This is a genomic window from Pseudomonas sp. Pdm06 (assembly GCF_014851795.1).
In the GTDB taxonomy this organism is placed as follows: Bacteria; Pseudomonadota; Gammaproteobacteria; order Pseudomonadales; family Pseudomonadaceae; genus Aquipseudomonas; species Aquipseudomonas fluorescens_AA.
Window position 1 is genome coordinate 64,036 of record NZ_JACVAH010000025.1, and the last position, 11,124, is coordinate 75,159.

General features: G+C 62.0%; 10 protein-coding genes. 8 read left to right on the top strand and 2 right to left on the bottom strand.

The annotated features are described in order from the left end of the window. Positions 1–72: 72 nt before the first annotated feature. A complete protein-coding gene (locus IB266_RS29415) occupies positions 73–2,541 on the top strand; it encodes a hypothetical protein (protein WP_318646612.1) in 2,469 nt (822 codons plus the stop codon). Positions 2,542–2,576: 35 nt separating this feature from the next. Continuing rightward, positions 2,577–3,038, top strand: coding sequence for an Lrp/AsnC family transcriptional regulator (locus tag IB266_RS29420; RefSeq protein ID WP_192264143.1), 462 nt, complete (start codon positions 2,577–2,579; stop codon positions 3,036–3,038). 125 nt (positions 3,039–3,163) lie between these two features. Here the strand turns inward: IB266_RS29420 and IB266_RS29425 are convergent, their stop codons facing one another. Both IB266_RS29425 and IB266_RS29430 read right to left on the bottom strand, forming a co-directional pair. After that, a complete protein-coding gene (locus tag IB266_RS29425; RefSeq protein WP_192264146.1) occupies positions 3,164–3,478 on the bottom strand; it encodes an XRE family transcriptional regulator in 315 nt (104 codons plus the stop codon). Beyond that, positions 3,471–3,839, bottom strand: a complete 369-nt coding sequence (locus IB266_RS29430; protein ID WP_192264148.1) for a type II toxin-antitoxin system RelE/ParE family toxin — start codon at positions 3,837–3,839, stop codon at positions 3,471–3,473. The genes IB266_RS29425 and IB266_RS29430 overlap by 8 nt, the downstream gene beginning before the upstream one ends. A gap of 358 nt (positions 3,840–4,197) precedes the next feature. Here IB266_RS29430 and IB266_RS29435 point away from each other — a divergent pair, with 358 nt between their 5' ends. The 6 genes from IB266_RS29435 to pqqC form a co-directional block, all read left to right on the top strand. After that, the gene (locus IB266_RS29435) at positions 4,198–5,880 is read left to right on the top strand and encodes a flavin monoamine oxidase family protein (RefSeq protein WP_060740344.1); all 1,683 of its coding nucleotides are present in this window, start codon (positions 4,198–4,200) and stop codon (positions 5,878–5,880) included. Positions 5,881–5,892: 12 nt separating this feature from the next. Then, on the top strand, positions 5,893–6,687 hold the full coding sequence (locus IB266_RS29440; protein WP_192264150.1) for a carbon-nitrogen hydrolase family protein: 795 nt from the start codon (positions 5,893–5,895) through the stop codon (positions 6,685–6,687). Between the two features lie 62 nt (positions 6,688–6,749). Beyond that, a complete protein-coding gene (gene pqqF, locus IB266_RS29445) occupies positions 6,750–9,182 on the top strand; it encodes a pyrroloquinoline quinone biosynthesis protein PqqF (RefSeq protein WP_192264152.1) in 2,433 nt (810 codons plus the stop codon). A 170-nt stretch (positions 9,183–9,352) separates the two neighbouring features. After that, positions 9,353–9,427, top strand: coding sequence for a pyrroloquinoline quinone precursor peptide PqqA (gene pqqA, locus IB266_RS29450; protein WP_003177660.1), 75 nt, complete (start codon positions 9,353–9,355; stop codon positions 9,425–9,427). A gap of 80 nt (positions 9,428–9,507) precedes the next feature. Further along, complete coding sequence (gene pqqB, locus IB266_RS29455) at positions 9,508–10,419, top strand: pyrroloquinoline quinone biosynthesis protein PqqB (RefSeq protein ID WP_092202698.1); 912 nt, start codon at positions 9,508–9,510, stop codon at positions 10,417–10,419. Positions 10,420–10,616: 197 nt separating this feature from the next. After that, positions 10,617–11,124 (top strand): pyrroloquinoline-quinone synthase PqqC (pqqC, locus tag IB266_RS29460; protein WP_192264154.1); only part of this gene is annotated, 508 nt, incomplete at its 3' end.

Genomic DNA, 11,124 nt, shown 5'->3' on the forward strand with positions numbered 1-11,124 from the left:
TCAGTTGTCCATTAGCGCCCCGAGACAAACAGCACGTGCGGATACAAGCCATGAATCAGCACCTGATTCCCCATGCCCAGCCTGCCCCTTAAAGCCCCCAATGAGATAACCATCATCGCCAGTCCCAGCCTCTCCCGACTGTTTCTTGAACTGTTCTGGCAACTCGGCATCCTGCTGGTGCCGGCTTTTTTCGTCACGATATTGCCGCCTCCATTGGCTTTGTTGGCGGTGTTGTTCTTCGGCCTGCTGATGGGGCTTGCCGCGCGATTCGGCTTTTTGTCGGCCGGGCGAGTCTGTGGCAGGTTGATCGTCGGCGCCGTGTTCGGCCTGGGTTTCAGTGTGGGTCGGGCCTTGCCTGAGTGGTGGGGCATCCTGGCGGCCATCGCCAGCATCGGCGTCGGGCTGGCGTGTGTCAGCACCTGGGAGCGGCGCCTGGGTTTGGCGCCCGTTTCCGGCAAAGGCGCCAGTGCCTGGGGTGGAAGCGAGCCGCAACTGACGCCTGAAGGCGAACCGATCCGGGTGTTCAACCACAGTGAAATCGCCATGGGCGGCCCCACTTATTGCGACTATCTGTTCCCCGATGGCGTGCTCCTGCAAGGCCTTGGCTCTTCGTCACTGTTCTCCCGCGACGGGCGCTATTTTGCGGCGACCGTACCGTCCCGGCAGAACTGGGGGCTGGTCGTCCTCGACCGTCAACAGCGCCAGGTGTACCGCTGTGCCGACAGCGAACTCTGGGAGTTGGATGCTTTTGATCTCGGCGTGTTGAGCGGGCGCCATAGCCCACTGGTGGACGACAGCGTTCGCGAAATCCGACTGGATGAGCTGTTCCAGACGGCCAGCGTTACCCACTTGGTCCCCTTCGCCGACCTCTGGCTGGACTCCGATTGGCATCCGGAGCAGGTTCAGCAGTCCTTCGAGCGGCGTTCTGCGGACGGCCAGCACTGCCTGCGGGGCGACATTGCCTTGCCCGCGACGTTTCGCGACCTGGCCCAGCCGCTGGAACCGCTGGTTTCACCGCGCTATACCATCAGCGTCAACGGGCAACCGGCCGGCCTGTTGATGGCGGCCGATGCGCCGTTGGTATGGAGCAGCGATCAACGCGCCCTGGTGTGTCTGGCCCAGGAACAAACCCCTCATGCAGACGGCGACCAGTATTGGCTGTGGCAGCTCGACCTGGGCTGGCGCGCCCTGCCCACGCCTTGGGTGAAGAGCGAAGCAGAACCGTCCTTCTATTGGCACGAGTTGCTGGGTCTCGACGCAAGCCATGTGCAGATCGGCTCGTACCTTGACTACCCGCGACCGGGCTCCGGGCGTTATGGCTACCGCTTGGACAGCATCCACGGCGATAGCGAGACCCAGGTCGGTCACGATGCCCAAGGTCGCGTGCAGGAGGGCGAGTTTGCGTTGACCCGCATGACCATCGCGATGCCGCTGGACAGCCAAGGCCAGCGCGGCGATTCATCCATCGAAACGCAGCCGATGCAGGACGGGGTGCGCGCACGGTTGACCTGGCTTGGCGATAATCCCGACGGGCTGGGCGGTTATCGCTGTCAGATCGGCGACTGGCAATTGCCTGGCCGCTGGTTGTTGGATCATCGGGTCTCCGATTGCGGACGTTACCTGGCCCTGCTGTCCTTCGACGGTGCCACGACGGTCGCGACCCACGGGGTGGTTGCCGATCTGAAGGAGCGACAGCTGCTGCAGGGGCCCACGATGTGGGTCGCTCGCCTGCTCGATTTCCGCGCAGGCCGGCTGAGCCTGGCGGTGGTGGCCGGCCGTCTCGATCAAGACCTGGAGAGCAGCGCGCTGCAACGCTTCAATATCCCCGCGCCGCAGAGCGATAGCGACTCTTCGTTCTTTCAACCCGACGAGCAATCCCGGCTGTTCTACAACACCGTGGAGCTGCAGGTGACCGATTCACACCTGCACAGCGTTACACCTTGGCGTCTGGTGGATCGCCCGCAAGTCGCCAACGCCGATGGCGACTTCATCCAGCCCGCACCCAACCAACAGGATGCCGCCTGGTTGTTCGGCAGCGAGACGGAATATGCCGACAGTTGGATGCGGGCGCGGACGCCTCGGCTTGGCGGCCACCTGCTGACAGCATCAGGCTGCGCGTTGACCGACCTGGCCCCCTCGATGATCTGGTCGGCGGATGGTCGTTATCTGGCCCTGACCTGTATGGCTACCGACGTGACCGAGTTGTGTGGCAGCTATCGAGGCTGGCAATTGCTGTTGCTGGATGTCCAGGCGCACACGTTGCGAGTGCACCCGCAGTGGCTGGGTCACCGCCCCCTGTTTGAAGGTTTCGACGACGATCAGGTGCGCGTGCGCTGTTTTGAACGCGATTGGGAAGCGGAGGACAATGACGACCCAGGTTCGGTACAGTCATTGCCTCTGACCCTTTTGCTGCAAGCACCCGCTGAACAGTTGGTGTGCCAGGACGGTTTCTGGCTCAGGTCTTCGCAAGTACACCTGGCCCCTGCCTGGCGAGCGCTGACCTTACCCGCCATTGGCTATTTCGAACGCGAGAGCCTGTAACATGCTCGCCACCGATGCCCACGCCGGAGCCCACCTTGCCTGACACCCGCCCTCCCATCCTCGACGAAATCGACCGCCAACTGATCGCGGCCCTGCAAATCAATGCCCGGGAAAGCGTCGCCATGCTGGCCCGGCAGTTGGGTATCGCCCGCACGACCGTCACTTCGCGCTTGGCGCGCCTGGAAAAGACCAAAGTCATTACCGGATATGGCGTGCGCCTGGGCCAACGGGTGATTGATGGCGGCTTGCAGGCTTACGTTGGTATCAAGGTCCAACCGCGCTCCGGCAAGGACGTGCTGCGACGCTTGAGCGCCATGGCCCAAGTCCAGCAACTGTGCGCGGTCAGCGGCGAGTTCGACTACGTCGCCTGGTTGCGCACGGAATCACCGGAACAACTGGATCAGTTGCTGGACCAGATCGGCAGCGTGGACGGTGTGGAGAAGACCACCACCTCGATCATCCTCAGCAGCAAGATCGACCGGGGCCAACCGGTCTAGCGCTTATACATGCGACTTACCTTGTGGGAGCGAGCTTGCTCGCGATAGCGGTCTGTCAGTCCACGAAAGTGCTGACTGAACCGGCGCTATCGCGAGCAAGCTCGCTCCCACAGGAATATCGCCAGTTACGGTGTTGGATGGGAGAAATTTTCGATCCTGACCTGTCCCTCTGGAAAGGTCGCGATAATCTCCAATTCTCCCCCCATGGCCCGGATGTAATTTCGCAACGTGCTGATGTACATATCCGTCCGACGCTCCATTTTCGAGACTGCCGCCTGGTTGATATGCAGTGCCTTGGCCAAGGCCTCCTGGCTCAACTCCTGCGCCTGGCGCAACTCGTGCAACGGCATTTCTGCACGCAACGTCTGATACAGAGCCTGTACACGAGCCTGGGAGTCAGGCGACCGACGCGCCATCAAGTCGGAAAATTTCTTAGCCATTGTCAAAGCCCTCTCTCTTCAATACTTCCAAATGCTCGTCATAGAGGCGTTCGGCCAAAGGCACATATTCCTGATACCAACGGCCCTGGCCGGTTTTGTCCCCCCCCCCGATCAGCAGGACGGCGCAGCGGCGAGGATCAAACGCATAGAGCACACGATAAGGCCTACCCGCGTGTTGCACTCGTAACTCACGAAGGTTGCCATGGCGCGAACCCTTGATATCACTGGTGTGAGGAAAGCCCAGATACGGCCCGGTGTCGCCGAGCAGCATTACCGAGGCCTGTACAGAGTCTTGCTCTGACTCACAGAGACGGTTCCACCACATCTCAAATTCGTCAGTGTATTCAACGTCCCATTTCATTCAAATATGCCACCCAGGATATATAACCTCAAGGGAATAACCATAGGAGTTTGGGCGGGTATCTGTTTCTGTTGATCGCGCAAGCAATTGTTAAGGAGAGTTTCTGTGGGAGCTTGCTCGCGATAGCGGTCTGTCAGTCCATGAAAGTGCTGACTGAACCGACGCTATCGCGAGCAAGCTCGCTCCCACAGGAATGCATTTCGTCACTACGTCTTACAATCACATCAAAATGACTTATAACCACTCAAAACGACGACATATTGTGTCTTATTAACGTGTTCTACCCTCCCTAGAATGGCTGGCATCTTTCCTATACTCAGACGCGAACACCGCGTCGAGTCGCCCATCAAGGTCCGCCATGAACAAGAACAATCGCCACCCAGCAGACGGTAAGAAGCCCATCACCATTTTCGGGCCGGACTTTCCTTTCGCCTTTGACGACTGGATCGAGCACCCGGCGGGCCTGGGCAGCATTCCCGCCCACAACCACGGTACGGAAGTGGCGATTGTCGGTGCCGGGATCGCCGGCCTGGTGGCGGCGTACGAGCTGATGAAGCTGGGGCTCAAGCCCGTGGTCTACGAGGCATCGAAAATGGGCGGGCGCCTGCGCTCACAGGCGTTCAACGGCGCCGAAGGGGTGATCGCCGAGCTGGGCGGCATGCGTTTTCCGGTGTCATCCACCGCGTTCTACCATTACGTCGACAAACTGGGCCTGGAAACCAAACCCTTCCCCAACCCACTGACCCCGGCGTCCGGCAGCACGGTCATCGACCTGGAAGGCCAGACCTATTACGCACAGAAACTGGCGGACCTTCCCGCACTGTTCCAGGAAGTCGCCGACGCCTGGGCCGATGCGCTGGAAGATGGTTCGCGCTTCGGCGACATCCAGCAGGCGATCCGCGACCGCGACGTGCCACGCCTCAAAGAGTTATGGAACACCTTGGTGCCGCTGTGGGACGACCGCACCTTCTACGACTTCGTCGCCACCTCCAAGGCGTTCGCCAAGCTCTCGTTCCAGCACCGCGAAGTGTTCGGCCAGGTCGGTTTCGGCACGGGCGGCTGGGATTCGGACTTCCCCAATTCGATGCTGGAAATCTTCCGCGTCGTGATGACCAACTGCGACGACCACCAGCACCTGGTGGTCGGCGGCGTCGAACAGGTGCCCCACGGTATTTGGAATCACGTGCCCGAACGCTGTGCGCACTGGCCGGAAGGTACCAGCCTGAATTCGCTGCACCTGGGTGCCCCACGCAGCGGCGTGAAGCGCATTGCCCGTTCCGCCGATGGCCGGTTCAGTGTGACGGACGTGTGGGAAAACACCCGTGAGTACGCCGCCGTGCTGGTCACTTGCCAGAGCTGGTTGCTGACCACCCAGATCGAATGTGAAGAAGCGCTGTTCTCGCAAAAAATGTGGATGGCCCTGGACCGCACCCGCTACATGCAATCGTCGAAGACCTTCGTGATGGTCGACCGCCCATTTTGGAAGGACAAGGACCCGGAAACCGGGCGCGACCTGATGAGCATGACCCTGACCGACCGCCTGACCCGTGGCACTTACCTGTTCGACAACGGCGATGACAAGCCAGGGGTGATTTGCCTGTCGTATTCCTGGATGAGCGATGCGCTGAAAATGCTCCCGCATCCGGTGGAAAAACGCGTGAAGCTGGCCCTCGATGCCCTGAAGAAGATCTACCCCAAGGTGGACATCGCCGCACGGATCATCGGCGATCCGATCACCGTGTCCTGGGAAGCCGACCCGCACTTCCTCGGTGCCTTCAAGGGCGCACTGCCCGGCCACTATCGCTACAACCAGCGCATGTACGCGCATTTCATGCAAGACGACATGCCGGCCGAACAACGCGGGATCTTTATCGCCGGCGATGACGTCTCATGGACACCCGCCTGGGTCGAAGGCGCGGTACAGACCTCACTCAATGCCGTGTGGGGCATCATGAAGCACTTCGGCGGTGAAACTCACGCCGAGAACCCGGGTCCAGGTGATGTGTTCCACGAGATCGGTCCGATCGCCCTGCCTGAATAAAAGGAGTTTTCGATGCGCGTAGCCCTCTACCAATGCCCACCGCTGCCACTGGATCCGGCCGGCAACCTGCACCGTCTGCATCAGGTGGCGCTGGAAGCCAGGGGCGCCGATGTGCTGGTGCTGCCGGAGATGTTCATGACCGGCTACAACATCGGTGTCGATGCGGTGAATGTACTGGCCGAGGTCTACAACGGCGAATGGGCGCAGCAGATCGGCCGCATCGCCAAGGCAGCCAACCTGGCGATTGTCTATGGCTACCCGGAACGTGGCGAAGACGGGCAGATCTACAACGCGGTGCAACTGATCGACGCCCAGGGCGAGCGCCTGGCCAACTACCGCAAGAGTCACCTGTTCGGCGACCTTGATCACGCCATGTTCAGCGCCGGCGACTCAGCGCTGCCCATCGTCGAGCTCAACGGCTGGAAGCTCGGCCTGCTGATCTGCTACGACCTGGAATTCCCGGAAAACGCCCGACGCCTGGCCCTGGCCGGCGCCGAGCTGATCCTGGTGCCAACCGCCAACATGCAGCCCTACGAGTTCATCGCCGACGTCACCGTGCGCGCCCGGGCCATCGAGAACCAGTGTTTCGTGGCGTACGCCAACTACTGCGGCCATGAAGCTGAATTGCAGTATTGCGGCCAAAGCAGCATCGCCGCACCGAATGGCAGTCGCCCGGCGCTAGCGGGGCTGGACGAGGCCTTGATCGTCGGTGAACTGGATCGACAACTGCTGGACGACTCCCGCGCGGCCTACAACTACCTGCACGATCGCCGCCCCGAGCTTTACGACGACCTATACAAACACTGATTGAGGATTGAGAAAGGGCCCTGATCCGCTAGCATGGGCGCATCCTTGTTCTGGAAGCGCCCATGCCGGTCCCCGATTCCCTCCGCCCCCACACCGAAACCCTGGCCAACGGCTTGCGGGTGACATTGCGTCATGTCCCGGGCCTCAAGCGCAGCGCCGCGGTACTGCGCGTCGCCGCTGGCAGCCATGATGCACCCCTGGCCTGGCCGGGCATGGCGCACTTGCTCGAACACCTGTTCTTCCTCGGTACCGAACGGTTTCCCGCCGAGGAGAATCTGATGGCCTACGTGCAGCGGCACGGCGGTCAGGTCAATGCGCGCACCAGTGAACGCACCACGGATTTTTTCTTCGAACTCCCTCCCGCAACCTTCGCCGACGGGCTGGAACGGCTGTGGGACATGCTCGCCCAGCCACGCCTGGATGAAGCTGAGCAGTTGCGGGAACGGGAAGTGTTGCACGCGGAGTTCATCGCCTGGTCCCAGGATGCGGCCGCCCAACGGCAACTTGCCTTGTATGACGGCGTGTCAGCGTCCCATCCGCTGCGGGGCTTTCACGCCGGCAATCGCGACAGCCTCGCCGTGGAACACGCCGAATTCCAAAGCGCATTGCACAACTTCTATCGCCGCTTTTACCAGAGCGGCCAGATGACGTTGAGCTTGGCTGGCCCACAAAGCATCGACGCCTTGAAAGCGCTGGCGCAACGGTTCGGCAGCCATGTATCGGCCGGTGAAGCGGTCGCTGGATCGTCGCCGCCAAGGCTGATGGCATCGCCCCAGATGCGTTATCAACAGGCCCAGGAAGGTTGTCTCGACCTGCTGTTCGCCTTCGAAGCGTTGCCCGCCGCCTCCCCCCAAGCCCTGGACTTTCTCTGTACGTGGCTGAACTCCAGCAAACCGGGCGGCCTGCTCGCCATGTTGCGCCAGCGCGGCCTGGCTGACAGCCTCAAGGCCACTGCGCTGTATGAGTTTGCCGGACAAGGGCTGCTGCACATCGAATTCAAGCACGGCAACGCTCAGGCAGCGGCGCAAATCCAGCCGTTGCTGCACGACTGGTTGGGATTCTTTGCCGCCCAGGATGACTGGGCGCCGTTGCGCCAGGAGTTCACCGCGTTGTTGCAGCGACGGCAGGAGACAGGTTCGGCCTTGCAGTTGGCCCGCTGGGATTGTGAAGGACGTGACACGCCGCTGCTGGCAAACGACCTCGTGAGGCTCAGGGAAATCCTCAGGCAACTGCACCCCGCCGATACCGTCGTGGAACCCTGGCAACTGCCCGCGCCCAATCCGTTCCTGCAAACACCAAGCGAAGCGCCTCGCGCCGGGCTGATCCGCGGCCAGACCAGCGCCCACCGCGGTTTGCGAACCTTCGCCCAGGATCGCTCCCGGGGCCGGCGGGAACGCTCGCCCATGCAGTTCAGCCAGGCGCTGCCAGACAACGGTCGTGAAGGCGCGGTGTACCTGCGCTGGCAACTGACGAGCCAGGCACCGCCCGACGTTCAATCCAGGCTCGACCGGCACCTGCAGGATGTGCGCGAAGAGGCTCGGCAGGCTGGCGTGGACGTCAGTTTCGAAGCGTCCGCCCATCAATGGCTGCTAAAACTGGTCGGCTTGCAGGCACCGCTGCCGCTGGTGCTCGAACACGTTCTGGCGAAGCTTGCCCAACCCCTGCCAATGGCCCAGGCCGGTGATGAAACGCCGTCGATGCCGATTCGACAGCTGTTGAAGGCGCTGCCGGATCATTGCCGGCAAACATCAACGTTGCCAATGCCCGACAGCGATCAAGACGTGTGGACAACGGCCCGCTGGGACGGGCTGTCCATCGGTCTGTCGGCGGCCACCCAAGGGGCGCTTGGCCCGGCGCTGGCCCGTGTGCCGGGCGTTGCCGGCGAGGACGTCAGCCTGGCGTCGACGTCGCGTGGGCAACGCGTCTGGCATAGGCTCCAGACCCACGGTGAAGAATCGGCCGTGTTGCTGTTTTGCCAGACCGCCACCTCGGCGCTGGCCGACGAAGCCGCCTGGCGGTGGCTGGCACAGCTGTGCCAGACGCCGTTCTACCAACGCCTGCGCGTCGAGTTGCAGGTGGGTTATGCAGTGTTCAGCGGGTTGAAGCAGGTCGATGGGCAAACCGGAGTGTTGTTCGGCGTCCAATCGCCCAGCCTTTCGGTGGCGGAACTGATCGCCCACCTCGAGCAATTCCTGGCCGGGTTACCGGCGCTGATCCAGCAGCTTGATGATGCGTCCCTTGCCCATCAGCAGCAGGCACTCGCCGCCCAACTCCAGAGCAGTGCCCTGCCCTTCGCCCAGGCCGCCGAACTGCTCTGGCAGGGCAAGCTGGCCGGCCGCCCGTCGGATTATCTTGAGCAGTTGTCTGCTGCCATCATGTGCCTGGATCGCGCCCGGCTCGAGGCTGCCGCCCAGGGTTTGCTCGATGCGCAAGGGGGATGGTATTGCCTGAGCAACGGCGCCTGCCCACCAGAACACTGGCAAGCGGCGCAGTGATCATTGCAGCCGCTGTAATGAGCTTTCTTCGAGAATCGCGGCGAACGAATTTGTCAGATTTAGTAACATAGGCGCCTAAGCATCTGAACATCTCCGAACGGAGGTGGACTATATGTATAGGTCTCCACCGTTCCATCGAACCAAAGTCCCCCAACCAAAGGAGTATTCCCATGTCCTGGTCCAAACCCGCATATATCGACCTGCGTATCGGTTTCGAAGTCACCATGTACTTCGCCAGCCGTTGATTGCTGCAGGCGATTAAGCACGCAGCACTACGCCTCGGCCAGCCGAGGCGTTTTTATTTCGGTTTGCAGATGGAGCAGCCATGTTTGTCCAGATTCTAGGTTCCGCCGCCGGCGGCGGTTTCCCCCAGTGGAACTGCAACTGCGCCAACTGCGCAGGTTTTCGCAACGGCAGCCTGCGGGCCCAGGCGCGTACCCAGTCGTCCATCGCCCTGTCCGATGACGGTGTGAACTGGGTGCTGTGCAACGCCTCCCCGGACATTCGCGCCCAACTCCAGGGCTTCGCCCCGATGCAGCCTGGCCGGGCCCTGCGCGACACCGGCATTGGCGCGATCATCCTGATGGACAGCCAGATCGACCACACCACCGGCCTGCTCAGCCTGCGCGAAGGTTGCCCGCATCAAGTCTGGTGCACCGACATGGTTCATGAAGACCTGAGCACGGGCTTTCCACTGTTCAACATGCTGACCCACTGGAACGGTGGGCTGAGCTGGAATCGCATCGAGCTCGACCAGAGCTTCACCATCGCCGCTTGCCCGAACCTGCGCTTCACCCCGCTGCCCCTGCGTAGCGCCGCACCGCCCTATTCACCCCATCGCTTCGACCCGCACCCGGGCGACAACATCGGGCTGATCGTCGAAGACCTGCGCACGGGCGGCAAGCTGTTCTATGCCCCGGGGCTGGGCAAGGTCGACGAGTCATTGTTGGCGATCATGGCCGGCAGCGACTGTTTGCTGGTGGACGGCACGATGTGGGACGACGATGAAATGCAGCGCCGTGGCGTTGGCACCCGCACCGGCCGGGAAATGGGCCACCTGGCCCAGAACGGCCCCGGCGGCATGCTGGAAGTGCTGGAGCAACTGCCCGAGCAGCGCAAGGTCCTTATCCATATCAACAACACCAACCCGATCCTGGACGAAGACTCGCCCGAGCGGGCCGAGCTTGTACGCCGAAAGATTGAAGTGGCCTACGACGGAATGAGTATTGAGTTGTAGGAAGGTCGGAACCAATGTGGGACGACAGTCAACGCCTGTGCTGGCTGATAGGACGCCTTCGCGAGCAAGCCCGCTCCCACAGAGGCTGAGTAACTCGATATTTCATACACCGCAAAATCAATGTGGGAGCGGGCTTGCTCGCGAAGAGGCCAGACCAGCCACCCCAACCGCCAGCGGTTATTCCCCCGGAGACCGAAATGACTGACACCCCCCTGCCCCCCGCCGAGTTCGAAGCGGCCCTGCGTGCCAAAGGCGCGTATTACCATATCCATCACCCCTATCACGTGGCGATGTATGAAGGCCGTGCCACTCGCGAGCAGATCCAGGGCTGGGTCGCGAACCGTTTCTACTATCAAGTGAATATCCCGCTCAAGGACGCCGCGATCCTGGCCAACTGCCCGGACCGGGAAATCCGTCGCGAGTGGATCCAGCGCCTGCTCGACCATGACGGCGCGCCCGGCGAAGACGGCGGCATCGAAGCCTGGCTGCGGCTGGGCCAGGCGGTGGGCCTGGACCCTGACCAACTGCGCTCCCAGGAGCTGGTGTTGCCAGGTGTGCGTTTTGCCGTGGACGCCTACGTCAACTTCGCCCGCCGGGCCAGTTGGCAAGAGGCCGCCAGCAGCTCGCTGACCGAACTGTTCGCCCCGCAGATCCACCAGTCGCGCCTGGACAGTTGGCCCCAGCATTACCCGTGGATCGACCCGG